Origin of the sequence: Legionella steelei (assembly GCF_001468005.1) — a bacterium.
In the GTDB taxonomy this organism is placed as follows: domain Bacteria; phylum Pseudomonadota; class Gammaproteobacteria; order Legionellales; family Legionellaceae; genus Legionella; species Legionella steelei.
This window is the reverse complement of record NZ_LNYY01000021.1, coordinates 654,407-679,841: the sequence shown is the minus strand read 5'-3', so window position 1 is coordinate 679,841 and position 25,435 is coordinate 654,407. Positions and strand designations below refer to the sequence as shown.

The following is a 25,435-nucleotide window of genomic DNA, read 5'->3' as shown; positions in this document are numbered from 1 at the left end:
TGCATTTAAAATAATTAAAAAAATCATGCGATTAATTTCAATAGTTATCAGTTTTACCAGTAGTCTCGTTTTAGCTGGTTGTGCCTGCAAGGGAACCAACCCTGTCGATCCTTTTGAACCCTTTAACCGAAAGGTATATAAGTTTAATACGGCCTTTGACAATGTATTTTTAAAACCTCCAGCAAAAGTGTATCGAGCGGTAGTGCCCGCACCTGTCCGTAAAAGTGTTAATAATTTTTACAACAACCTAGATCTTATTCCAACCGTAGGTAATGATCTTTTACAGGCAAAAGGAAAATGGGCAATTAGAGACTCATGGCGCTTTATTATCAACTCTTCTTTAGGTGTGGGTGGTTTATTTGATGTGGCTAAAACCTTCGGTTTACCACCACATTCAAATGATTTAGGTCTTACACTCGCTAAATGGGGAGATAAAAATTCGCCCTATCTAGTTATTCCCCTACTCGGACCAAGTACCCTTAGAGATGGAGCAGGATGGCTATTCCAATTTGCGCTATACAGCCCTTATGTTTACATTCATAACGATACCGTAGTTTATAGTTTGCTGGCCCTGCGTTATGTCGATTTGCGCTCACAACTGTTAGATACAGATCGCATCATGGATGAGGCTTTAGATAAATATTCCTTCATGAGGGATGCATACCTTCAATATCGTAATAATCTCATTGCAGACAACCAGGCAGATACTGGCACTCTTTATGTTGATGATAAAAAAGCCGATCAAAAAGTTGTTGCTGAAATTGGTAGTGACTACGTAGATGAATAAATATTAGATGTATAGCCTGCAGCGCAGCAGAACCTGGGGATTATATCTATGAACCCGGGTTCCACTGCGCTGCTCCCAGGCTACATTCACGCGTTACTCACCAAACGGATTTCATCCCATCTCCAAAAAACTTCATCACTTTATTAAGCTATTTTTTATAGGCTTAAAACGCCACTTATTGTAACTACCTGTCCTAAATCATTTTTCTGGCATTAATTGAATTAACCCATCAATTTACCTGGCAACTACAGAGAGCACTTTTCCCATAAACCATCCGCCTGTCTTAATAGTTCCTTAATATTAACCATTTATAATCTATTTTGACCATGATGCTTGAAATAGGAACATAAATTGCTCTCATCTAAATCTATCTCTGACCATATTGCCGCTGATAAAACAAAACAGGCTGATTTACAAAAGTTTTATGAATCTATTCCACCCTCAGGAAAAGTATTAGTCGTTGTAGGTGGTGGAACCGCAGCGCTGACCTATCTCTATACTGCAGAAATAGAAGAGCAATACACTCATGTCCTCATAGTAGGAGATCGTGGTTATTGGGGAATGGCCGCTCATCGATTAGCACAGCCTCACCATATTTTCGCGCTTCCACATGCTCCATCTGACGAGTTTGTTGATCCAGCAAAACGTGATAAAGAACGGGGAATTACCCCCTTGGATTCTCATTCAGCCTATGTGCATTCACACGATTATCAAGACAGGGTTCTTGAATTAGAAGAGGCTACTATAAGCGCTCTGCAAAAAAAAGGGAAACATGTATTTGTTATGAGAGAACGCGTAAAAACGATTGAACGCTCAACTTCCTCAACTTTTACACTAAATACTGAATGCAATAAGCCAATTATTGCAAATAAAGTTGTCGTTGCAACAGGAGCAGGACCAGAAAGAAGACTTGAGCCTCATTTGCAAGAATGCCTTAGATCATCATTGGGAGGTATAAAAACTTCTGCAGAAGTAAATGAAAGAATTTTAACCTATACCGATATACTCATGCCCAATGTTGAAAAATGTAGTGGTAAAAAGGTACTAATCTATGGTGGAGGTGCCACAGCAGCCTGGGCAATGGAAGTTGCAGCAAAAAGTGCGCAGCCATTGGCCTGGGTTGGACGCAGTGGTTTTCAGCTCGCGGTAAGTGCTGGCCCCAGGGTCAATGAAATCATCATGAAAAGTCGTGAAGTACAAGTAGCTGGCACTATCGAATCGATTACTTATGTACCAGGTAGTGATTCCGAAGAAGGCAAACTTCTAATTAAAATCACAGGTCCTGATGGAAAAAAAGAATATCTTGTTGACTATCTATTCAATTGCATTGGCCAAGAACCTTATGAGCCTGGTGGTCTTCCCGGAATAATATGCCCAACCATTAAGAGTGAATTAATGCCGCATATGGATAAAAACATTGTAACGGGAACTGAAGAACGTTGCATGCTGGGTTGGAGCAGCAAGTGTGGTGATTTCATTATTATTGGGGCAGCTCAAGGGACTTATTATGATGATAATAATAAGCTTAAGCGTCCAAAAGCGGTTTCAGAATATATACCTTTCAGTGGCCAAGTACCAATTACTATTGGTGGTGTAGTCTCTTCAGTCTGTGCCTTGACTAACTATATGCCATTTAAACAAGATCCAAAAACTGGTTATACAGTTGCGTGCAGTCTAAACCTGCAAGTTATGAATGCAACACAGTTAGCAGTTTACTTTACAGCTTCTTACCCCAGTGCCCCCGCAAATTTTGTCAATAAAGCAGTAAAAGATTTAATTGCAGAACGATCTAAAACCGATTTTGGCTTGTCTCCAGAACAAATGGAGACGTTTATGCGAAATCATTTTGGGTATATTCCGCTGAATCCAACGTGCCAGGTTTTGACGCGACCTACTACCCCTACGGTAGCGGTAACAGCACCCGCGTCACCTGTACCGCCTGTAGTAAGTCATCCTGAAGAGCCTAAAGACGTATTTTCAAGCAGCACCATTCAAACATTGAAAAGAAGTCCTCTCTTTGGTTTCTTTAATAGAAAATCTACTCCTACCCCAGTAGAATCAACGAATTTAACTGCGGCAATCGCATAATTTCGGTTTAAAGAAAGAGGATTTGTTTTTTATTCCCTCGTCCTTTTGGGGTGAGGGGTTTATTTACAGTTTTAGAGAGCTTTTCTCACAAGATGTGCCAATATAGCCCTTTGTGAGAGGCTCTTCATGCTCATGCACGACAGATCTTCTCAAGGCAACGCAAAAAATCACCCGCAATATCGAGCTGAGTTTCTGCTTCGATTTCCCGCAAACACGTTGGGCTAGTGACATTGATTTCCGTTAAATAATCACCAATGACATCAATACCAACAAAATATAAACCTTTGGCCTTAAGCGTAGGCCCTATTTGCTCACAAAGCCATCTATCCCGTGCCGTAATGGGAACTACTTCACCACGGGCACCAGCAGCCAAATTACCTCGCAAATCACCTTCTGCAGGGATACGAGCTAAGGCATAAGGAACCGGTTCTCCGTTAATTAATAAAATGCGTTTATCACCCAAATTTTTTATCTCAGGAATATAACGTTGGGCAATAATTGTTTGTGTTTGATTTTTAGTTAAGACCTCTAAAATAACTGACAAATTGTTTCCGTGTTCTTCAACATGAAATACAGAGTTCCCGCCCATCCCTTCCAAGGGTTTGAAAATAACCTGTTTGTGCTCCTCCCAAAAAGATTTCAATCTTTTAATATGTCGTGAGACAAGTGTAGTTGGGCAGCACTGAGGAAAGTTTAAGGTGAAAAATTTCTCATTGGCATCGCGCAAACTTTGTGGTTTGTTCGCGACCAGAACCCCCTCGCGTTCTGCAAGCTCCAAGAAATAGGTAGTGTAAACGTATTCTATGTTAAAAGGCGGGTCTTTGCGCATCAGAATGATATCCAGTTCACTCAAAGGCTGCTCATCTAATTCTTTAACTGTAGCCCAATCCTTACTGTGTACATCGCCAATGCTTAAATCATAAACTTGGGCATAAACTTGCCCTTCCTTAGAAAACATATCTTCTTGGGTAAACACAACACAAGACCAGCCCATCTCTTGTGCTCTTTTGATCATGGCAACTGTCGTGTCTTTATAGGGTTTGAGGTGTTCTAAAGGATCCAACAACACACCAAGTTTCATTACTCACCTCCAATAGCTGCTATTTCCCTTGCTGCTGCAAGTGCAGCCAAGCGAGCAATAACCCCATAAACATAGAAACGATTTGACTCATCCACTTCAGTTAAATCATCACAAGGCATGTTACACGCTTGTGCAAAAGCTAAAGGTTCAAAATGCATTCCAGGTGCGTTTAGATTTTCATCGATCCCTCGTTCTTTATGAACTCGGTAAAACCCACCCACTACAAACTGGCCAATCATATAAACAACAGGCTCAGCAACAGAGCCGTTCGGCATAGTTTCAAAAGTATATACACCTTCTTGAATAATTACCCTATCTACTTTACGACCGCCTTTGCTAGTCGACATGCGCGTACGTTGTTTTCTATTTAATTGGCGTACCTCTTCTGCTTCATGCACCATCATGACACTCATGCCGTAAGTGCCATTATCCGCTTTAATCACAACAAACGGTTTCTCTTTTATCCCATAAGTTGCATATTTATCATTCATTAAAGTGAGAATTTTATCTACTTCGATTGCTAATCTATCGATACCTTCCTGTGCCATAAAATCCACACCTTCCAGAGCACTAAAATAAGGATTAATTAGCCAAGAGTCCATACCTGCAAATTCAGCAAACTCTGTAGCTACCTCATCATAAAAATTAAAATGACTGGATTTTAAGCGCGAGAACCAACCTAATTGTGCTGTAGGTCTTATTTTTTGCTTTATTCCTTGCAAAATCTCAGGAATTCCTTGCGACAAATCATTATTGAGCATGAGAAAACATGGATTAAAATTAGTTAGCCCTACGCGATCTCCCTGACGATCAATAGGCTCTAATAATAGGCTTTCTCCACTTTCAAGAAAAACTTCAGTCGGTTCTTTAATCTCAGGATCCAAACTACCAATACGCACAACAAATCCAGCTTTTACAAAAATGGTTCGTAATACATTGAGGCTTTGCAGATAGAACTTATTTCGCGTGTGACTTTCTGGAATCAGTAAAATTCGAGTACAATCAGGAACGTAATCGATTAATACCGACTGCGCAGCTTGGACACAAAGCGGAAAAAAATCTGGATTTAAATTATTAAACCCTGCGGGAAACAAATTAGTATCTACAGGCGCCAGTTTAAAGCCTGCATGCCGCAAATCAACAGAGGAGGTTAATGGTGGCGGTGTTTCTTTCCATTGATGCCGAAACCACGCCTCAATAGCAGCTATTTGATTTAAAACAATTTTTTCCACATGAAACAATGGTCCGGAATGTGCTGTGGTCAAATGAGGAACAGGGATTTCATGTACATTCATGATTTTCTTCTCTTTTTTATATTTTCGACGATGTTACCGGGGTTAACACAGAAATAAAAGATCTTATTCATTTTCTGTTATTATATTGTACGTTAGATTTTTATGTCCGACGTAATCCTTTAATTGCAGATGATACTGCTAGAAAATGGATTTGTTAGACTTAAAAGCCAACAAACGTTAGAATTCTTGCATACAAAAAGGAACTAATTCATGGTCAGCGAGCTAGTACAACAATTTTCTACTCAGATACAAACTTTTTTATTTATCATGACGCTTATTAATGGCATTTTGCATTTGATTTTTGCTGGTGCAGTAGCCCACGATGCTGGGAATATGAATCGAACAGGACAAAAAACTGTTTTAGTTTCTGCAGCGACCTGGGCATTTGCCACTTTAATAGGTGGTGTTTTCACAGCAACAATTTATTGGTTGCTACACCATTCTACATTTACACGACCAACGATAAGAGAGGTTCGTTATGACCAACCCTAGCATTAAAACTATTGATGTACATCAGCTAAAAGAAATGATGGCAAATAATTCCAACCTTTGTTTAATTGATGTTCGTGAATTAGATGAGTGGCAAGAGTTTCATATCGCTGGAGCATTGCATATACCTAAAGATAATATTGCATCTATTGCAGCTCAAATTCCAAATAAAAATCATTCAATCTATTTGCACTGCAAAGGAGGCGTAAGATCTTTATTCGCAGCTCAGGTTTTAATGGATTTGGGATATCAAGAAGTTTATTCAGTAGATGGTGGTATTATTGACTGGGCTGTATCAGGCTATCCTATTGAGCAAAAAATCTCAGAACCACAATTATAATTCTAAGCTCTTACTCCTAGCCTGGGTGCAGTGCAGCAGAACCCAGGCTACAAACTCTAGTGACATTGCCTCTGCTCTGTAGACTCTTTAATAATCTCATCATCTGTAGACTCTTTAATAATCTCATCAACAGTATCAACAACTCCGGATGCAGATGGACTTATCTCACTAGAGGCAAATAATCCCATTCGTTTTTTGTTAGTTTTTTCAGAGTCTTTCGCTTGTTCTTCTGCGGCCTTATCAATCTGCTCCAACTCAAGCTTCGCTTTTTTTTCAACCAAATCTTGCAGCATCTTTTCTACCTTATAATTCTTAATTTTTCGACCTGAAAACACTTGTTTACTTGGGTGTAGATACCCTTTACTCGGCTCCCCTTCTACATATACATGTCCGTTCATAAAACGGCTTAAAGCCTTATACATTTCAAGCAAGTCTTTGGATTCTGGGTAATTTTCTTTATCAAGATTAAGAGAGGTTGTTAATGCATTATATAAAGTGCTGTTCTCAGGAGATAAAAAAAATGCAGTTATCGTTCCTTGATAACTCGTGAAAATTTGATTACGAATATAGAACGCTGCAGCATAGAGCACACATGTTTTATCTGTGCTATCAGGTTTATCAAGACAAGCTAGAACTGCAAGTAGGTATTTACATTGAATTGCTCGCTCAGGATGGCTAATAGAAAGAGATTTTAGTGCCTGCGGTAAATTGTTTGCATCCAATTTATGGCTTTTTACTTCAGTTGCAATACTCTCCCTGATGTATTTTGATAATGTATCATATTCAACATACTTAAAACCCATTTCTGCTCTCCTTAACTCCATGAATCGGGATTAGTAATATTTACTCCAATCGCAGTTTAAACTAATTCATAATGCCAGTCATGCATTTTCTTTTTACTACTTAATTAATTTTTATCTTTTAAAGTCAATAAGATAACAAAAGAAACCAGCCTAAGTTAGGAGAAGTAGAACGAGTTTAAGACCCAATTTTCATTGAGTAAATAAGGCCAAATGAGTTGAAGAAAATAAGCTCCAGCCCCTTTTTAGATTGCTTTTTTATGTGCTGTTGATTAATTTAGCGCTTTCGTCACCACCAGGATAGTTATGAAAAAATACATCTGTTCCATTTTTCTTTTTCTAGGTTATCTGAATGCCTATGCACAAATCAATCAACCTAAATTAGTTGTTCAACTGGTAATCGATCAATTACGCGGTGATTTAATTTATCAACATCAACAACAATTTGCTAATGGCGGATTTAATTATTTATTAAGTCATGCCATTGATTACCACAATACCCACCATCCACATGCCAACACAACAACCTGTGCTGGACACGCAACTGTTGCCACAGGTAGCTTCCCTGCTTTGCATGGTGTCATTAATAATGAATGGTATGACCGAAAATCACAGCAAATGGTTTACTGCATGGAAGATTTGAAAACCTATATATTAAATACGCCACATACACGCATCCCAGCTCCAGGACGTTCTCCTAAAAATTTATATGCCTCTACTTTAAGCGACGAAATAATACTCTCTCAAAAAGGACGATCATTTGCTGTATCATTAAAAGATCGTTCAGCGATAACCCTTGCGGGGCATGCTGGCAAAGCGTTTTGGTTTGATACAACCAATGGCGGTTTTATCACCAGTACTTATTACTATTCCCAATATCCTCAATGGGTTAAAAATTGGAACAAAAACTACCATCCTCAAGACTACGATTGGAATCTTAGTCGTTTCAAGATTGAGTATCAAAACGCCAACTCACCAGTTTTCCACCATGAAGATGAACTTTTTGGTCAAACATTCCCACACCATATAACGCAATCCCCAAATCCTGAATACTTTAAAGCACTGTCGCGAAGCCCTAAGGCTGATCAGTTAACTGCAGAGTTTGCAGAGCAACTTTTAACTGAAGAACGATTAGGTCAATTTGTTGGAAAAACAGATTACTTAGGTATTAGTTTTTCTGGTGTTGATGCAATCGGTCATCAATTCGGCCCCAATAGTCTTGAGTCAGAAGATAATTTATTGGAATTAGATAAAACCCTTGCACATCTTTTGGCAACCATTGACAAACAAGTGGGTCTAAACAACACCCTTATTGTGCTTACTGCTGATCATGGTGTAAACGATGGGCCAACCTATCTCAAAGCGCATCATATAATTGAAATTAATCCTATTGATATCCCTAAAATGGAGCAATACATCCGCACTGTACTGAAAAAACAATATAAACTTCCAGAACAAACATTGATGTCCATTACCCCACCTTATATCTATCTTGATCATAAACTAATAAATCAGCATAAATTGAAACTGAGTGAAGTGAAACATGCCCTTGCACAAGCTTTAACTTTGAGGCCAGGGATATTCAAAGCATATGCATTACCTATTACTGACATTGAAAAAGATTGGCTAAGCAGCAAAGTTAACACAATGTATTATCCAGAGCGATCTGGTGATATTTACCTCATTCCACCACCCAACCAATCGTATGGGAAAAAAAGCCCAGACCGAGTCGCACATGGTAGTCCTTGGCAATATGATAGCTACGTTCCTTTACTCTTTGTCCACCCAGATTTTAAAGCCCAACGTATTTTTCGACCAACGTATACAACCGACATTGCCCCCACCTTATCAGCTGTGCTCGTCATGAAAAATCCCTCTGCCGCTGTTGGGCAGCCTTTGCCAGAAGTCGTATCTGCTTTTAATTAAAACGTAGCCTGGGTGAAGGCGCAGCCGTAACCCGGGATTAAAGGTTTATTTATGACCGGAAGTCCAGGTTAAGACTGCATCTTCACCCGGGCTACGTTCTATGTGTTTTTATGACGTGAAAAACCAGGCAGATTAACAAGTAATCCTTAATTAAAGATTGAATTTAACACAAAAAACCTTTAGTATTCGCACGAAATTTCTTACGATATCATCATGAATAAACAAGCGATAATTATTGGGATTTCAGGCCCTTCTGCATCAGGTAAAAGTCTTTTAGCAAATACTATTGTTAATGAGCTTGGCTCAGAACAGGTAGTAGTTATTTCTGAAGATGCCTACTACAAAGATAATGGCCATTTGCCTTTCAGTGAAAGAGAAAAAATAAACTACGATCACCCCGATTCTTTTGATCATGCATTACTTTGCGAACATTTAAGGCAATTAAGAGACGGTAGGCCAGTTGAAATTCCAATTTATTCTCATTCCAAGCACATGCGCTTGCCCGAAACCAGAACTATTGGTCAACATGCTATTGTTATTCTTGAAGGCATTTTACTCTTCAGTGATAAAGAGTTACGAGAAATAATGGATATACGAATTTTTATGTCTACCCCTTTAGATGTATGTTTGACTCGACGTTTAAAAAGAGATGTAGTTGAACGACATCGAACTTTTGAGTCGGTAGTACATCAATATGAAACAACGGTACGTCCCATGTACCTGCAGTTTATTGAACCATCCAGTCGCTATGCTGACATCATTGTTCCTCGTGGAGGAGAAAATAGGATTGCTATTGAAATGATTCAAGCGAAGATGCGTGAATTGTTAGCATCACACACTACTTAATTTAGGAGAGAATAGTGGGATTTTTAGCAGGTAAAAAGGCACTCATTATTGGTCTGGCTAGCAATAGATCTATTGCTTATGGTATTGCCAAAGCATTTCATGAGCAAGGAGCTGAATTAGCGTTTACTTATCAAAATGAACGTTTAAAAGAGCGTGTGGAATCAATGGCAGCTGAATTCAATTCCACCTTGACTTTTCCTTGCGATGTCGCTCACGATGAAGAAATTAAAGCACTTTTTTCTAATCTCCACAAACATTGGGATCACTTAGATGTCTTAATTCATTCAGTTGCTTATGCCCCAGCGGATCAGATTAGTGGTGATTTTGTCACATCTTGTACACGTGAAGGTTTTAGAATTGCTCATGATATCAGTGCATACAGTCTAATAGGTCTAGCACAAGCTGCTTTACCTATGATGGAAGGTACCGAAGGTTCTTTGTTAACCTTATCTTATTATGGCGCAGAAAAAGCAGTTCCTAACTACAATGTCATGGGTGTTGCCAAGGCAAGTCTTGAAGCTTCTGTACGTTATTTAGCTGCAAGTTTGGGACAAAAAGGTATCCGCATTAATGCCATATCAGCGGGACCAATCAAAACGCTCGCTGCTGCTGGAATTAAAGACTTCCGTAAAATCCAAACTGCTTATGCCAACATCACACCACTTCATAGAAACGTGACTGTTGAAGAAGTTGGAAATACTGCTGCGTTTTTGTGCTCTAACTTAGCCTCGGGAATTACAGGTGAAGTAGTTCACGTTGATGCAGGTTATCATGCAGTATCATCGATGAGTGATCTGAGTTAATCTTTTTTAACCTCTCCTATTCGTTAGGAGAGGTCAATCATTACCCCAATCCCCAATTTACATCGAAAGATGAACTAACTCATATTTCTAAGCTATTCTTTAATATACGTATCCTAAAAAAAACATCATGTATCAGATTATCAGAGCGATTTTATTTACATGGACTTTCGTCATGATGAGTTCAGACGTAATTGCAGATCCATTTTCTTTGGATAATTTAGTTAAAGTAAACCCAAAAAATGACACTCAATGTGTACAATACTACCTTTATAAGGGCACTCTTTATTGTGATTCAACGAAGACTGAGTCTCAAGCTATAGACCCTCAGATAAAGAACTATGAACATTTTAAAATTGCATTTGATGAACGTCCTTGGCAAATGGCTTGGGGAAATAAAAACTCCATTGGAACAACAATTGAATATATTCCTGCAGGCGACGATATTAATCATTGGCAAGAATTAGTCACAAGCCAGTCTTTTCCAGAATTGCAAAAAAAATACACTTTGAAACAGTTTGCGAACTCTCTGATAGAGAATATCAAATCATTGGGCTACCAACCTATTATTACATTTTATGAAGATACGGAAAACCGGGTGATTCTTGAAATGAGAATTGAGCAACCTAAAAGTCAAGTTCAAGATGAGCTGGTTATGTTGACCGAAGACGATAAAGGTATATATCTGTTGCACTATGTGATTAAAAAAGCAGATATGGGAGATAAAAACAGACAAAAATGGCTAAAGAACTTAAAGAATAGCGAAAAATTAAAACCGACTAAGAATTAAAATGCTCAAATTATTTTTAACTAAATTTTGGGGGAATTGGGCTCAAGCTCTTCAACCTCCAAAGACGTATCTTTTGGGCCTAAATTATGTTTTTGAGCATCTATTTCTTCAGGTAAATCTGTTGCGCCAATGCGCGTGTTCAGAAGCGCTGCCAATTCGGCGGGCTTATCGACTGCATCAGTCTGATTCTTTAATTCCTTCTCTGCATCCGTTTCTTTTGCGGCTTCCGCTTTAATTCTATGCCATTTAGAGTGACTCATAATGTTCTCGAGAATCTATTTAAGTATCTATGTTTAGTATAGATGATTAATTCATAGACTTTATGAGGAAGAAATTGATCACTCAATTTCTCCCGTACTTTTATATACCGCATCCAGTGCTTTTAATGATTCAAGTAAAGATTTCATTTTAGTTAAAGGCCAACTGTTAGGACCGTCACTTAAAGCTTTATCAGGATCAGGATGAGTTTCCATAAACAATCCTGAAATACCTGCTGCGACTGCAGCACGAGCAAGCACAGGAACAAACTCGCGTTGCCCTCCAGAAACACCGTTATTGCCTCCAGGCAATTGCACAGAATGTGTTGCATCATAAACAATTGGACATCCTGTTTCGCGCATAATCGCTAATGAACGCATGTCTGAAACTAGATTATTATATCCAAAACTCACACCACGTTCACATGCCATAATTTGTTCATTACCACATGCTTTCGCTTTGGTAATCACATGTTTCATTTCCCAAGGAGCAAGAAACTGCCCTTTTTTGATATTAACGGGTTTATTCATTGATGCTACTTTTTGAATAAAATTGGTTTGTCTGCATAAAAATGCTGGGGTTTGTAATACATCAACAACACTAGATACTTCCAGTAATGGTGTGTCTTCATGTACATCTGTTAAAACAGGAACGCCTACCTCTTTTTTTACTTTTTCCAAAATCGACAATCCCTTTTCAAAACCAGGGCCTCTATAACTAGATAGAGAAGAGCGGTTTGCTTTATCGAATGAAGATTTATAGATAAAAGGAATTTGTAATTGGCTACATAGTTCTTTTAAATATCCAGCCGTTTCCATTGCTAACTCTTCACTTTCAATGACACAAGGCCCAGCAATTAAAAATAAAGGTTTATCTAAGCCTACTTCAAATCCACATAATTTCATTCTTAATTTTTCCCTTGATGTTTTTCGCGAGCAGCAAGCACAAACTGTTTAAACAGCGGATGGCTTGCTCTAGGAGTTGATGTAAATTCTGGATGAAATTGACAGGCTAAAAACCAAGGATGGTCTGCTAGCTCCACCATTTCAACCAAAGAATTATCTGCTGAGCGCCCAGAGATAATTAATCCATGCTCAACCAGACTTTCAACATATTTATTATTTACTTCATAACGATGACGATGGCGTTCAATTACTTGTGGTGCTCCATAAACCTTACGTGCTAGCGTACCTTCTGCCAATTGACACAACTGGGCACCCAAACGCATCGTGCCGCCTAAATCACCATGTTCATCACGAAGTTGTTTTGAACCATCCACATCCATCCACTCACTGATTAATCCCAGTACAGGATAGGCAGTATGCTTATTAAACTCGGTAGAATTCGCGTCTTTTAAGCCAACAACGTTTCTAGCAAACTCAATCACAGCGGTTTGCATCCCCAAACAAATTCCCAAGAAAGGCACTTTGTACTCTCTCGCATATTGGATTGCTTTAATTTTACCTTCTACGCCACGTTCCCCAAAACCACCTGGAACAAGAATAGCGTCTATACCTTCCAAAATTGCGGCACCATGTTTTTCGATCAATTCCGCATCTAAATAGACAATTTCGACTTTAGTTTGAGTATGAAGTCCGGCATGCAACAATGCTTCATTAATTGATTTATATGCATCGTTCAACTCAATATACTTACCGACCATAGCAATTTTTACAGTTGCGGTTTGTGTTGTTTGCATCGCCACAACACGATCCCACTCACTTAAATCAGCGGGTTTGGCATCAAGTCCAAGCTTCTTCACAACAATGTCATCAAGCCCATGCTCATGTAATATTCTTGGAATTTGATAAATGCTTGGCGCATCTTCAAGAGAAATAACCCCATCTTTCTCCACATTAGTAAACAATGCAATTTTAGCGCGGTCTGACATAGGTAACGCTTTTTCTGAACGGCAAATCAAAATATCCGGTTGGATACCTATAGAACGCAACTCCTTCACTGAATGCTGAGTTGGTTTTGTTTTCGTTTCACCTGAAGTAGCAATATAGGGCACTAAAGTCAGATGTATAAATAAGGTTCTTTGCGAACCTAATTCCATACGCATTTGACGAATTGCTTCAAGAAACGGTAATGATTCAATATCGCCAACGGTTCCACCAATTTCAACCATTGCCACATCAAAACCATCAGCGCCTAATTTGATGCATCGCTTGATCTCATTAGTGATATGAGGAATAACCTGAACAGTCCCCCCTAAATAATCACCTTTTCTTTCTTTTTTAATGACGTTTTCATAAATTTTCCCAGAGGTAAAATTGTTGCGTTTGGTCATGGTTGTATTTACGAAACGTTCATAGTGTCCCAAATCCAGATCGGTTTCTGCACCATCATTGGTGACAAAAACCTCACCATGTTGGAATGGACTCATGGTTCCAGGATCAACGTTAATATAAGGATCAAGCTTAATCATTGTTACTTTAAGACCACGTGCCTCAAGAACAGCCGCGAGAGACGCAGCTGCGATGCCCTTTCCTAAGGAGGAGACCACACCACCTGTAATAAAAATAAAATTTGTCATAATTGACCTATATCCTGCTAATTTAGTACTGGTTCAAAGAAAAAAGAAAATTCAGGTTCTATTGTAGCCTGGGTGAAGCGAAGCGGAACCCAGGATTCTTACTATGGTTCCGCTTCGCTTCACCCAGGCTACAATACATCTAGGCAACAATAAATCAGAAAACCAACTAATCTATTGCCAGCAAATGCCCCATTTTCTCTTTTTTAGTTTTTAAATATCTGTGACTTTCCTTAGTAGGCTCTATTTCTAAAGGCACTCTCTCCATAACCTTTATTCCATAACGATCAACAGCAGCAATTTTTGATGGGTTATTCGTTAATAACCTTATTGCATCAATACCAAAATATTTTAATATTTGATAGGCAATCGCATAATCCCTGCCGTCAACAGGAAGACCCAGTTGATGATTGGCATCAACCGTATCCAAACCTTGCTCCTGCAAGGCATAAGCTTTTAGTTTATTCGCTAAACCAATTCCTCGCCCTTCTTGGCGTAAATAGATTAAAATGCCCCCTTCAGCTGCAATCAGCGATAGAGACTGCTCCAATTGTTTGCCACAATCACACTTACAAGAACCGAAAACATCGCCAGTAATGCATTCTGAATGAATACGCACTAAAGGTACTCGATTGGCAAATGCCGGTGGCTTCACTAAAGCAAAATGCTCCGCACAATCAAGTTCATTTGCAAACACGGTCATATTAAAATCACCTTTGTTTTGCAAAGGAATGCGTGTTGACGCATCAGCATTGACTAGCACTTCATGACGAATTCGGTATTCTATCAAATCTTTGATAGTAACCAGAGGGATATTATGTTTTTGAGAAAATAAAACCAACTCATCACGTCTGCTCATGGTTCCATCTTCATTGATAATTTCACAAATCACTGCCGCAGGAGCTAAGCCGGCAAGCTTTGCCAAATCGACACTACCTTCTGTTTGTCCTGGTCGTTCTAACACACCCTTTTTCCTAGCGCGTAAAGGAAAAACATGTCCAGGAGAAATCACATCTGCTGGCCCACTTTCAGGATTAATGGCAACTTGAATAGTCTGAGCTCTATCTTGAGCTGAAATACCTGTCGACACGCCTTGTGCTGCTTCTATGGATACAGTAAATGCCGTACCATAAGGTGATTTATTATTTTGCGCCATCATGGGCAATTGTAATTTATCAATCAGTTCATCAGCCATAGACAAGCAGATCAATCCACAACCATGACGAGACATGAAATTAATTACCTCCGGAGTTGCGTACTCTGCCGCCACAACCAGATCTCCTTCATTTTCCCTATCTTCATCATCCATTAAAATAACCATTTTACCGGCTTTGAGTGTTTCCACTGCGTGTTCTATTGTAGCTAATGAATACTTCATAACGCGACCTCATTTGATCCAGTGTTCATTTAATCTTCCTGCCAATCCAGACATGCTATCACATTGTTGCCCATAGGATGCCAAGAAACTGTATGCGCTCGGTTAAATATCCCACTCTGCTGGTATGCTGAAACTGCATTGTGCTCCAAAATACTTGGTGCAATATATAAATAAGTCCGATGAACTAACCCCTCTTGATGTAGTGCACTAAAAAGAGCACCCCCTGCCTCTACCCAAACATCGTGAAATCCCAATTCTCCCAAGTGGCTGATTATAGCACTTAAATTCATTGCCTGATCGTTCATAGGCATAAAATGCAACGTACTATTAGGATAGGAAGTCTCTCGATCACTACAATGATATATATGGCAATGAGCGGCCGTTGAAAAAACTTTAGACTCTTTATCAAGGCTCAGCTGTCTATCGATAATTGCTACAGGTTTTGCCTGCTCTTCCTGACCTAAACGCGCATTCATCTTGGGATTATCCAGTTGCACTGTTCTAGCTGTTGTCAGAATTACATCAGTCGCAGCACGCATTTGCTGCGTAAACTCACCACATAAGGTATTAGACAAAATAACACGCTCTCCTACTGTGCGACCAATCTTACCATTGAGTGTTTGTGCCATTTTCACCGTTACTCTAGGCTTTTTAGTCAAAGTCCAATGAGAATAACTTTTATAAAATTCTGTAACCTCGTCTACCGGATAATGCGTCACCTTTATTCCATGGGCACGTAATTTTTCTGTGGAATTATTCTTAGCTACAACTGGATTAGGATCCACATAAGCAAAAACAACTTCTTCTACTCCATGTTGGATAATCGCATCGACACAAGGCGGCGTTCTCCCCCAATGATTACAAGGTTCAAGAGAAATATATAGGCTGACCCCTGGCATTTTAGGAGGAATCTGTGTTAACAATAATTGTTCTGCATGCGGAGTTCCTGCACCTCTATGACAAGCTTGTGCTATAATAGTTCCATTTTGCACAGCAACAGCGCCAACACAAGGATTAGGGGCGCAATGGCCTTGTCCAAGACGGGCCTGTTCAAGAGCTGCGAGCAAAAACTTTTTGTGCATTGTTTTAGTACCTTTCTAAAGATGCATGTAACCACTCATGCACTATATAGAACGTTACGGCACGGACAAACCGCGGGATAACGAGAGAGTATAAGTAGTTACGATGCGTGAATGATAACAAATTATTCAATTTTTGAGTAGCCTAATGATTAAATTGAAAATTAAGAGAAACTTCTGTTGGATACTGTTAGCAAGTATTTTTGTCCAGCCATCTTTCGCTGAAGGATTGTCTCCGTACTCTACAAGCGAGCTGGAACAATTAGAAAAAGAGTTTGTGCAGCAGATCAATCAATCGGAGAGCGTAGAGCGAAATCCGTTAGCAAGCCAATACATTAATCGTATTGGAAAAAATCTTGCGCGTGCTGGCCGTATCAAACCTCCTGATTTCTTTATCGTTAAATCAAATGAAATCAATGCCTTTGCAGGTCCTGGTGGGCATATAGGTATTAATTCGCAACTTATTTTAACCACTGATAGTGAAAGTGAACTAGCCGGAGTAATGGCCCACGAGATTGCACACGTACGTTTACATCACCTGTACAGAGCTATCGAACATCAAAAACAAATGCGTATTCCCATGCTCGCATCCTTACTGGCATCTGCAGCTTTAGGTATCATCAATCCTACAGTTGGAATGGCAGGCATGATGGGCTCTTTGTCTGGATTCTCTCAAGACAATATCAATTTTACTCGTTCCAAAGAAAAAGAGGCAGATAGAATCGGCATCGATATGCTAATTAAAGCGGGATATAATCCCCACAGCATGGCTGCATTTTTTAAAAAAATGCAGGAAAACTCTCGTTATTACTACACTGCAAACGTCCCTGCCATTCTGCGCACCCATCCTTTAGACGGGGATAGGATTTCCGAAGCAGAAAACCGAACGACACAATTTTCACGCAAACAATATGCAGATTCTCCTGATTATTCATTAGTTAAAGAGTTGATCCGTACTTCAGTTACCCGAGAACCTAAAACTTTACTCGATTATTATGAGCATCAATGCAACAAAAAAGCCCCCGCCTATGCCTGCCAATATGGTCATGCGCTTACTTTAATCAATACCAATAATTTTACAAAGGCAGCGGCAATTTTGAGCCCTTTATTAGTAGAAAATAATAATCTTTATTTTCAAATTGCGATGGCACAAACTGAAACAGGATTGTCCCAACATAAAGCAGCGCTCGCTCGGCTGGAAGAAATGCAAAAAAATTATCCAGATAATTATGCAGCACTGATGGCCTATGCTCAGGGCTTATTGGCTGCAAATCAAAACGCAAAAGCAACAAGCATCTTACTTAAAGGAAGCAGAAAGTACCGACAAGATCTTCCTTTATGCCGTGAGTTAGCGCGAGCACAAGCGAAATCGCATCAAAAAGGCTACGCCTATTTTACTCAAGCTCAATGTTTACTTCTTGAAGGACAAAAAAGAGCTGCAGTCGCTCAGCTTAAAGTTGCTCGTAGCCTAGCGAAGAAAGATCCTTACTTATCAGCAAGAATTTCTGCCAAAATTGATGAAATTGTGAATTAAAAAAATCACGCTCTTCCGCCCGGGCGGAAGAGGGAAAACTAAGTGATGAAGCTCAAAGAGAACTAATCACGAAAATTCTCATATTGTAATGGCAATTTAATATCTGAGTTTTTTAAAAGCGCAATTGTTTCTTGTAAATCATCGCGCTTTTTACCGGTAACACGGACTTTGTCTCCTTGAATGGATGCTTGTACCTTAGCCTTAGAGTCTTTAATGTATTTCACAATGTCTTTGGCTGTTGGCTGATCTATTCCTTGTTTAAACGTCATATTCAAGGAAAAAAACTTTCCGCTGTGCACCGGTTTATCTTCTATATCCACCCCAGAGGCATCAAGATTACGTTTACTGCAATGATTGCGGAACAAATCCTCTAATTGTCTGACTTGAAAATCTGATTCGGCTCGCAACGTCACCGTAAGTTCTTTAAGTTCTATGCTAGACTCAACGCCACGAAAATCAAAGCGGGTACCCATTTCACGCACTGCATTATCAACTGCATGACGTAATTCAACCATATTGGTTTCGGAGACAATATCAAAAGAAGGCATAAGCGACTCATTCAGGTTAAAAAATATAATTTAACAAAAAAGAGAAGGTTAAACCACAACTCCATTGATCGATAGCATACAGTTGCATATTCGGGTAAAGCATGTTATCAAATTAAATTGGTTCAAAAATATTCTATTTAGTTAGCAACCGCACAATAACTTTCTAGTTGTTCTATCTCAAGGAGTGAGAAGTATGACAAAAGCAAAGAAAGAGTATTTTACCTCATATAATCCCCAACCACGTAGCTCTCGTTTTGCATTCTACTCGCTGTATTCAGAGTCCTGCTATACCGAAGAAGAATTAGCCCAAAGAGAATGGATAATTAAAACTCGCGCCAACTCAGGAATTCATCCTGATTATTTGGCCAATCCAAGTTCTTGGTTCGCAGAGGACTCACAAGCCTTGGTGAATGTTTATGAACGCTCATGGTTTTACTCCAATGCATTTAAGACGCGTCACGTCTTAACCCGAGATGATTTTTACGTCCACCCCATTGATAGCCAACGCCTACAATGGCCTGCTTTGTATGAGTTAATGCAAAAAACCGGAGATTATTTATTACTTAGAAATCAGGAGCTACCCAAAGATCATTTAAATCAGCCCATGAATTTCTTCCTACTAGATCTGAATCGTATTCTGAAAGAAATCAGTCAAAATCCCAATCTCAAACAAACAAGAGAACAACTGGAGCATGTCACTCGTTATGTACGTACTATAGAAAAAGACATTTCTCCTTTTGTAGGTTCTGATAAATTATTTTTAGCTAATTTGCGCAGTACCATTGATGATACAATTCAACCTCAATTAACGCATCGAATGGAATCACAATTATTAAGAGATCGACTGAGTGAGTTATCAAAAACTCTTGAACAATTATCAAGTGAGCGCAATAGAGTATTGCATTTTGCCCTGAGTACAAACCAAGTGAATCCCCACACCGCTACTCCCGCAATTGGTCAAACCAATCTTAAAGCCTATCCTACGCTTGCAGCAAAAGGGTGTGGTAAAAGTTCAACGGCTGTCGTAAAGCATTCTACGCCTGGACTGCAATTAACAGGAGAGCAGCTTAAAGATTGCCCTGATTTCCAATTAATCACAATGCAGGAAGAAGTACTCGATCATTATGCTAAGGCAATAACGGATTTAAATGAACTCGAGCGTTTTCAAAAAGTCGTTACTCAAACCATGGGATTATTAGAGCAAGCTGGTGAGGTGTTTACAGTAGCGCAATTTAAGGAACAATTATCTTTACTATTAAAACAAGTTGAACCCTTTATTGATGAATCCGCTGTTCACATCGAAAAAATAATCCAGGCGAATACACAGGAATATCATAAAGTAATTCAAGAGGAACAAAATTTATCGTATATCAGTTTATCTAATATAAAAAAATGGCTCACGTCAGAACGACAAAAATTAAATACGTTCATAGATAATCAAGACACTTTAGCCCATTTTCCCTCTACAACGTCAGAGCTTACAAAAACGAATCAAGCGCTCAAACAACAAGTAAACCATGTTATTGGGCAATTGAACGGTCCTAAAATAGCAGGATCTAATTTTGCAATGCTTGCAGAACAAGCTCAAGAATTAAATACATTGATGATTTCGATGCATGGGTGGATCAAAGTCCAATACGAACTCAAAGGTCTAGAGCCACCTCAAAAGCCAGATCAACTGGAATTACTCCCCCCGCCAAAACCCCAGAAATCTGTTCATCAATCCAGTTCAACCTTCTTCGAACTACCTAAAAAAACTTCCCTAGTTGATGAGTGTCGCCGCCCCAACTGGACCTATGAAACATCAACATGTCCTCGCCCAGCTGAACAACCTCCTGCCATCACAGCATGTGCTGATCAAGATTTGCCTGCATGTCGTGATATGCCTGTATGCCGTGTGCAGGAACAAGAGACATCTGCTGCAAATCTTTACATTGGGTTAGCTATTTTGCTCCCTATCGGAATACTTGCGATTTATTTTTTATATCAAGCAATGAATAAACCAGAGGTTAAAGCGAAAATTCCAGGCGATAAGAATGAATATGAGAAAATAAAAACTGAATTAGATGATTTAATTATAGAAATTCAACGCGATGGAATTATGAATAACACCCAAATAAAAGATGAGTTCGAAGTGTTCGTTGACACATACGATCAGCTAAACAAACAAGCTAGAGAGGGAATTTATGATATAGAGGAACTAAAAGAGCTTCATGGTGACATAAAATACTTCTATCAGGAGAACCGTTCTGCGCCGGTATCGAAACCATTCGTTTCTTAATCGAACGATAAAATCGATTTGTACCAAATTAATGAATCACAAATAATTTGATTTAAACTATAATGAGTGATTCAGAGACTGGTTACAATTCGCTAGTGTGGGCAAAATGCTGTGGTTTTAGAGCGCCGCACAGCATATGCTCACTCATCATCCCGAGCGTGGCGAGGGATGATGGGGACAACATTGGCCAAGAGAATTGTAAGTAAACCCTGCCCTCTTGTCATTTCGAAAAAAGTTAAACAGCATTGATAGAGAATTTTTGTGCGAACAACTAAAAATAATTTTCAAGCGTTACTAAGATTAGCTATTCCACTAATTCTCACTGGATTATTACAATCTTCAGTCTACTTTTTTGTGACTATCTTTTTAGCACATGTAAGTCAAGATGCATTGGCAGCAGGTTCGCTGGTTGCTTGGTTATTTGGAACATTTAACGTCATCATTATTGGTATTTTAAATTCAATTAATGTTTTGGTAGCTCATCGACATGGGGCTCAAGATGAGCACGGGATTTCCTTGGTTTTTCGAGATGGGGTTTGGCTGGCCTGTATTTTGACCCTTCCTACGTGTTATTTCTTTTGGCATATTGCGCCGTTACTCTTATATCTTGGACAAGACCAAGCTTTAGTTAAGCTGACTGAATCCTATTTACACGCACTAACATGGGGATTATTTGCAAATTTTATTACTGTCGTGTTATTAGAATTTGTTATAGGGCTTGGCAAGACACAATTGGCATTGCTCTTTAGTGCGCTGAATGTTTCCTTGAATATCTTATTTAGTTTCGTACTGATTTTTGGAAAGTTTGGCTTGCCTGCTTTAGGTGTTGCTGGTGCAGGTTGGGGTACAACAATAGGTTTTTGGATAACCGCCTTATTTTTCACCGGGTATATTTTTACAAATAAAAACTATAAACCCTATACGCGACATCTTTTTACCTACATCAAACCATTCTACTTAATTGAACTACTTAAAATTGGTGCTCCTTTAGGAATAATGTACTGCATCGAAATTGGCTTTTTCTTTGTATTAATTTTAATTATGGGGTCACTAGGAAATCAATTATTGGCTGCCAATCAAATCACCTTACAATATCTGTGCATTTTAACCTCCGTTATTTTTTCTATAGCCCAAGCAATCACGGTACGCATAGGCTATTTATTGGGAAAGGGTGATATACTCACCGCAAAACATGCGGGTTATATTGGTACGATGACTTCAGTTATTTTTATGTTTGTTGCGGCCCTTATTTATTGGTTTTTCCCTAAGCTACTTATTGGCATCGATTTTGACATACATAACCCCGACAATCAGAGCGTGGTGCATTTTGCTATTCAACTTCTAGCGGTCAGCGCAATTTTTCAAATATTCGAATCAGCTCGAATCTCCCTATTTGGCGCGTTACGCGCTCTCAAAGATACACGGTATACCCTAATTATTTCCATAATCAGTTTTTGGGGAATCGCATTACCCATAGGTTATTTATTGGCAATTCCTCTCCAATGGGGTGGTGTTGGTCTCTGGTGGGGCATGTCCTTGGCTGCTTTTATTAGTGTTCTCTTGCTCTATTGGCGGTTTAATTTTAAAATGCGCGATTATCAACCAATCGGATGACGCCTTGAAACGCACCGCCTTGTTCTGCTCTTTATTAATTTCCTCGATTTCAGCATTTGCTTTAAATAATCCTGATCTAAAATCGTATAAATATACTTTTTCTAAAAAAGAACATTTTAAGGTTTCATTTGCTGATTATCCTAAAGGCCAAGAAGAGTTCTTTGAGCTTGAATTTAAAAATGGCGTTAAACTACCTCATGAAATTAATACGCCACTACAAGGATTAAAAATATCAGGCAATAATCACAGTGATGATTTGTTCATGTATGCTTATACAAAAGTAAAGGGATTAAAGCCTAATACAACCTACCACACCGGTTTTACTTTGGAATTTGCCTCTAATGCTCCTGAGGGCTCTGTGGGTACAGGGGGCTCAGCAGGTGATTCTGTTTATGTAAAAATTGGGGCTGTCTCCAACGAACCTCAACGCTATGTGGCTGATGATGGCTATTACATGATTGATTTGGATAAAGGGAATCAGGCACTTGATGGAAAAGACATGATCCTGATTGGCACTATTGGTGTTGACACGCAAAACGTTACATATCGATTGAAAACGCTACCCTATTTACCCAATGAAGAAATGCAAGCCAAGCTCGCTAATTATACCGTAACTGCCAATGATAAAGGTGAAGCATGGCTAGTACTCGGTACTGATTCTGGATTTGAAAGTACGACTACCATTTTTTATACCAGTCTATCGGTTACGTTCAAAGAGCTAATGAAAGAATAATAAATTGTAGCCTAGGTGAAAATCTGACAGACCGTACCCGGATATCACTTTGTTTCACTCAGGCTACATTGACGTTGACCCACCGAATAAGTCCTTTCAATGAAAATAAACTTTATACAACAAAAACAGACCAATAACTAATGTGATTACTCCCGTAGTAAGAAACAGCTCCGTTTTACCGATCATTTTATTCCAAATTTTATACACAGTATCTGGACAATAGAGTCTAAATAAACCGCCAATGAGTATCAACCAGGCAAAAATAGTAACTATGACAGGCCAGCCTATTACCCATACGTTATGGCTAATAACCATTAATAAACCAACAATTAATGTGATTATGCCGACAACCAACATTACAGCGCGCTGCCCCATTAATTCTTTCATTGCGGTGACTACAATGTCACGTCTTAGTAGTAAAAGTAGGCTTACAATGACCAAATACCAGCCCAGGACTGCAGCTAAGAAATTGGTACCCATAACAATCTCCTCAAAAGAATTCCCCTATATAAATTATAGTTCAATATACCCTTCGATAACGTGGTGAATTAGGGAAAAAAAGCTAAACTTATATATATATGTTTGGATCAAAGGATTCTTCAATGAATACGCAATTTACCGCAAATGTTTACTGTAAAGAAGAAAGAATCGCGACCCAAACTGGCAATGATATCGATAGGCTTTACGCTTGGATGTTAATTCAAGTCAACGGCTATTTTGATGAGATTCATGGTGAAATTATTGATAATCAAACCAATGAAACCATCCGCACATTTTGCAAAGCACCTATAGAATAATACCAACTTTTATTGAACACTTTATCCACTTTGTCCCGTCATCCCTGAATGTATTAGGTAATCCCGAGTTCAACAAGGGCTCTCATCGAAACACTGTGCTAACGCGTGGAGATCCCGCGTTACACTTGGGATGACGGCAAAAAGAATGTTGACTAAGATAAAGAAGCACTTACAATGAATCTTTTTACTTTAAGGACAGTCATGAGCGTTAGTGAAAAAGCTTCCTCATTTAACCTGTTTTGGTTGCTCAACTACATTTCTATTGCATCGGTTTCAGCAGCGATTATCACCCCTGCTTTACCCAAAATTCAGTCAGAATATGCTTTAGGCCCAGGGACTATTGAATGGATAGTCTCTGCTTTTTTGATTGGTTATGTGGTTGGCCAATTGATTTATGGCCCGCTGGCTAACCGATTTGGCCGTTTAAAAGCACTACGCACTGGGCTTGTGATTAATCTGTTCGGGATTGTTATTTGTTTGATTGCTGCCCTACAGGGAAGCTATGAGTTGCTTGTCAGCGGACGGTTAATTACAGCCCTCGGCTCCGCCAGTGGTCTTGCCTGTACTTTCATGTTAATTAATGAGTGGTTACCTGAATCACAACGTAAAGCTGCTATGGCCTATTCCGTATTATCCTTTGCACTTGGAATTGGGATCGCTGTCGTAGTTGGTGGTCTGATTACTGAATATCTTCACTGGCAAGTATGTTTTTGGATTTTACTGGTGCATGGTTTGGTGATGCTCGGCGGAACTTGTGTGTTTAGCGAAACATTAGTTCATCCTAAGCCAATTCATGTCTTAACCATTGTACGAGATTATTATGCTGCACTTGCTTCTTCAAAATTGGTGATTTTTTCATTAGTTGTAGGATGTTGTTCTGCAATATCTTATTGCTTTTCTGCTGCAGGGCCACAAATTGCAGAAGAGCTATTGAAACTATCAGCAGCTGAATACGGCTATTGGAATATACTCAACATTATTGGCATGCTTTTGGGTGGATTATTTGGCAAACAATTACTGACTCGTTTTTCAGCGAATCAGCTGATTTTCGTTGGTTTTCTTGGTCTTGCCGTAGGCATACTCAATTTATTGCTGATATGGCATTTTGCAATTACATCAACATTATGGTTTTTCCTAATTACAGCCAGCTTGTATTTATTTGGGAGTTTTCTATTTTCAGGTGGATCCTTTGTTGCCTCTAACGCCATTCAGGACAAAGCCAGTGCTGCAGCCATGATGAGTTTTGTGAACATGTGTTTTGCAACACTTAGTGTGATATTGATGGGCTATTTAAGGGTTAATCCTTTATTAAGTTTTATTATTATCTCAAGTATTGTTTGGTTACTTGCTGTTGGGCTATTAATAGTAAAGGTTATAAAAATAAAAAATACGTTGGTTTTATCTGGTGATCCCGATTAAAAATATCCTCGCTCTA

General features: G+C 39.1%; 24 protein-coding genes. 14 read left to right on the top strand and 10 right to left on the bottom strand.

Features of this window, described 5'->3' with window-relative positions; genetic code table 11:
• The first annotated feature begins 25 nt into the window (after window positions 1–25).
• On the top strand, window positions 26–787 hold the full coding sequence (locus tag Lste_RS17570) for an MlaA family lipoprotein (RefSeq protein ID WP_058512274.1): 762 nt from the start codon (window positions 26–28) through the stop codon (window positions 785–787).
• 351 nt (window positions 788–1,138) lie between these two features.
• Entirely contained in the window at window positions 1,139–2,875 is a 1,737-nt protein-coding gene (locus Lste_RS17565) for an FAD-dependent oxidoreductase (protein ID WP_058512273.1), read from the top strand.
• 130 nt (window positions 2,876–3,005) lie between these two features.
• On the opposite strand, the gene gshB is transcribed toward Lste_RS17565, so the two are convergent.
• A complete protein-coding gene (gene gshB, locus Lste_RS17560) occupies window positions 3,006–3,956 on the bottom strand; it encodes a glutathione synthase (protein WP_058512272.1) in 951 nt (316 codons plus the stop codon).
• The gene (gene gshA, locus Lste_RS17555; protein ID WP_058512271.1) at window positions 3,956–5,251 is read right to left on the bottom strand and encodes a glutamate--cysteine ligase; all 1,296 of its coding nucleotides are present in this window, start codon (window positions 5,249–5,251) and stop codon (window positions 3,956–3,958) included. Before gshA ends, gshB begins: the two co-directional genes overlap by 1 nt.
• A 210-nt stretch (window positions 5,252–5,461) precedes the next feature.
• Here gshA and Lste_RS17550 point away from each other — a divergent pair, with 210 nt between their 5' ends.
• Window positions 5,462–5,743: a hypothetical protein gene (locus tag Lste_RS17550; RefSeq protein WP_058512270.1), complete on the top strand. Its 282-nt coding sequence runs from the start codon at window positions 5,462–5,464 to the stop codon at window positions 5,741–5,743.
• On the top strand, window positions 5,730–6,080 hold the full coding sequence (locus tag Lste_RS17545) for a rhodanese-like domain-containing protein (protein ID WP_058512269.1): 351 nt from the start codon (window positions 5,730–5,732) through the stop codon (window positions 6,078–6,080). Before Lste_RS17550 ends, Lste_RS17545 begins: the two co-directional genes overlap by 14 nt.
• A 56-nt stretch (window positions 6,081–6,136) precedes the next feature.
• Here the strand turns inward: Lste_RS17545 and Lste_RS17540 are convergent, their stop codons facing one another.
• Window positions 6,137–6,883 carry a hypothetical protein gene (locus tag Lste_RS17540; protein ID WP_083504010.1) on the bottom strand — a complete coding sequence of 249 codons (747 nt, stop codon included), beginning with the start codon at window positions 6,881–6,883 and terminating at the stop codon, window positions 6,137–6,139.
• A gap of 303 nt (window positions 6,884–7,186) precedes the next feature.
• Here Lste_RS17540 and Lste_RS17535 point away from each other — a divergent pair, with 303 nt between their 5' ends.
• The 4 genes from Lste_RS17535 to Lste_RS17520 all read left to right on the top strand — a co-directional run bounded on the left by Lste_RS17535 (window position 7,187) and on the right by Lste_RS17520 (window position 11,242).
• The gene (locus Lste_RS17535; RefSeq protein WP_058512268.1) at window positions 7,187–8,806 is read left to right on the top strand and encodes an alkaline phosphatase family protein; all 1,620 of its coding nucleotides are present in this window, start codon (window positions 7,187–7,189) and stop codon (window positions 8,804–8,806) included.
• A 213-nt stretch (window positions 8,807–9,019) separates the two neighbouring features.
• The gene (gene udk, locus Lste_RS17530; RefSeq protein ID WP_058512267.1) at window positions 9,020–9,652 is read left to right on the top strand and encodes a uridine kinase; all 633 of its coding nucleotides are present in this window, start codon (window positions 9,020–9,022) and stop codon (window positions 9,650–9,652) included.
• 14 nt (window positions 9,653–9,666) lie between these two features.
• Window positions 9,667–10,455 (top strand): enoyl-ACP reductase FabI, encoded by a 789-nt coding sequence (locus Lste_RS17525; RefSeq protein WP_058512266.1) that lies wholly within the window; start codon window positions 9,667–9,669, stop codon window positions 10,453–10,455.
• Window positions 10,456–10,627: 172 nt separating this feature from the next.
• The gene (locus Lste_RS17520; protein ID WP_058512265.1) at window positions 10,628–11,242 is read left to right on the top strand and encodes a hypothetical protein; all 615 of its coding nucleotides are present in this window, start codon (window positions 10,628–10,630) and stop codon (window positions 11,240–11,242) included.
• A gap of 20 nt (window positions 11,243–11,262) precedes the next feature.
• Here Lste_RS17520 and Lste_RS17515 read toward each other — a convergent pair whose 3' ends face one another.
• The 5 genes from Lste_RS17515 to ribD form a co-directional block, all read right to left on the bottom strand.
• Window positions 11,263–11,502 carry a hypothetical protein gene (locus tag Lste_RS17515; RefSeq protein WP_058512264.1) on the bottom strand — a complete coding sequence of 80 codons (240 nt, stop codon included), beginning with the start codon at window positions 11,500–11,502 and terminating at the stop codon, window positions 11,263–11,265.
• Between the two features lie 78 nt (window positions 11,503–11,580).
• Window positions 11,581–12,405 (bottom strand): 3-deoxy-8-phosphooctulonate synthase, encoded by an 825-nt coding sequence (gene kdsA, locus Lste_RS17510; RefSeq protein WP_058512263.1) that lies wholly within the window; start codon window positions 12,403–12,405, stop codon window positions 11,581–11,583.
• A gap of 2 nt (window positions 12,406–12,407) precedes the next feature.
• Window positions 12,408–14,039: a CTP synthase gene (locus Lste_RS17505; protein WP_058512262.1), complete on the bottom strand. Its 1,632-nt coding sequence runs from the start codon at window positions 14,037–14,039 to the stop codon at window positions 12,408–12,410.
• Between the two features lie 166 nt (window positions 14,040–14,205).
• Window positions 14,206–15,414: a bifunctional 3,4-dihydroxy-2-butanone-4-phosphate synthase/GTP cyclohydrolase II gene (locus Lste_RS17500; RefSeq protein WP_058512261.1), complete on the bottom strand. Its 1,209-nt coding sequence runs from the start codon at window positions 15,412–15,414 to the stop codon at window positions 14,206–14,208.
• Between the two features lie 29 nt (window positions 15,415–15,443).
• Window positions 15,444–16,496 carry a bifunctional diaminohydroxyphosphoribosylaminopyrimidine deaminase/5-amino-6-(5-phosphoribosylamino)uracil reductase RibD gene (gene ribD / locus Lste_RS17495; RefSeq protein WP_058512260.1) on the bottom strand — a complete coding sequence of 351 codons (1,053 nt, stop codon included), beginning with the start codon at window positions 16,494–16,496 and terminating at the stop codon, window positions 15,444–15,446.
• A gap of 145 nt (window positions 16,497–16,641) precedes the next feature.
• Here ribD and Lste_RS17490 point away from each other — a divergent pair, with 145 nt between their 5' ends.
• Window positions 16,642–18,027 (top strand): M48 family metalloprotease, encoded by a 1,386-nt coding sequence (locus tag Lste_RS17490; RefSeq protein ID WP_058512259.1) that lies wholly within the window; start codon window positions 16,642–16,644, stop codon window positions 18,025–18,027.
• 62 nt (window positions 18,028–18,089) lie between these two features.
• On the opposite strand, the gene Lste_RS17485 is transcribed toward Lste_RS17490, so the two are convergent.
• Window positions 18,090–18,575: a YajQ family cyclic di-GMP-binding protein gene (locus Lste_RS17485; protein WP_058512258.1), complete on the bottom strand. Its 486-nt coding sequence runs from the start codon at window positions 18,573–18,575 to the stop codon at window positions 18,090–18,092.
• 193 nt (window positions 18,576–18,768) lie between these two features.
• On the opposite strand from Lste_RS17485, the gene Lste_RS17480 reads away from it, so the two are divergent.
• The 3 genes from Lste_RS17480 to Lste_RS17470 all read left to right on the top strand — a co-directional run bounded on the left by Lste_RS17480 (window position 18,769) and on the right by Lste_RS17470 (window position 23,203).
• On the top strand, window positions 18,769–20,856 hold the full coding sequence (locus tag Lste_RS17480) for a hypothetical protein (RefSeq protein ID WP_058512257.1): 2,088 nt from the start codon (window positions 18,769–18,771) through the stop codon (window positions 20,854–20,856).
• Between the two features lie 261 nt (window positions 20,857–21,117).
• On the top strand, window positions 21,118–22,470 hold the full coding sequence (locus tag Lste_RS17475) for an MATE family efflux transporter (RefSeq protein ID WP_058512256.1): 1,353 nt from the start codon (window positions 21,118–21,120) through the stop codon (window positions 22,468–22,470).
• 4 nt (window positions 22,471–22,474) lie between these two features.
• The gene (locus Lste_RS17470) at window positions 22,475–23,203 is read left to right on the top strand and encodes a hypothetical protein (protein WP_068311008.1); all 729 of its coding nucleotides are present in this window, start codon (window positions 22,475–22,477) and stop codon (window positions 23,201–23,203) included.
• A 96-nt stretch (window positions 23,204–23,299) separates the two neighbouring features.
• On the opposite strand, the gene Lste_RS17465 is transcribed toward Lste_RS17470, so the two are convergent.
• Complete coding sequence (locus Lste_RS17465) at window positions 23,300–23,683, bottom strand: hypothetical protein (RefSeq protein ID WP_058512255.1); 384 nt, start codon at window positions 23,681–23,683, stop codon at window positions 23,300–23,302.
• Window positions 23,684–23,805: 122 nt separating this feature from the next.
• On the opposite strand from Lste_RS17465, the gene Lste_RS17460 reads away from it, so the two are divergent.
• Both Lste_RS17460 and Lste_RS17455 read left to right on the top strand, forming a co-directional pair.
• Window positions 23,806–24,000 carry a hypothetical protein gene (locus Lste_RS17460; protein WP_058512254.1) on the top strand — a complete coding sequence of 65 codons (195 nt, stop codon included), beginning with the start codon at window positions 23,806–23,808 and terminating at the stop codon, window positions 23,998–24,000.
• 201 nt (window positions 24,001–24,201) lie between these two features.
• Window positions 24,202–25,419: an MFS transporter gene (locus Lste_RS17455; RefSeq protein ID WP_058512253.1), complete on the top strand. Its 1,218-nt coding sequence runs from the start codon at window positions 24,202–24,204 to the stop codon at window positions 25,417–25,419.
• Window positions 25,420–25,435: the final 16 nt, after the last annotated feature.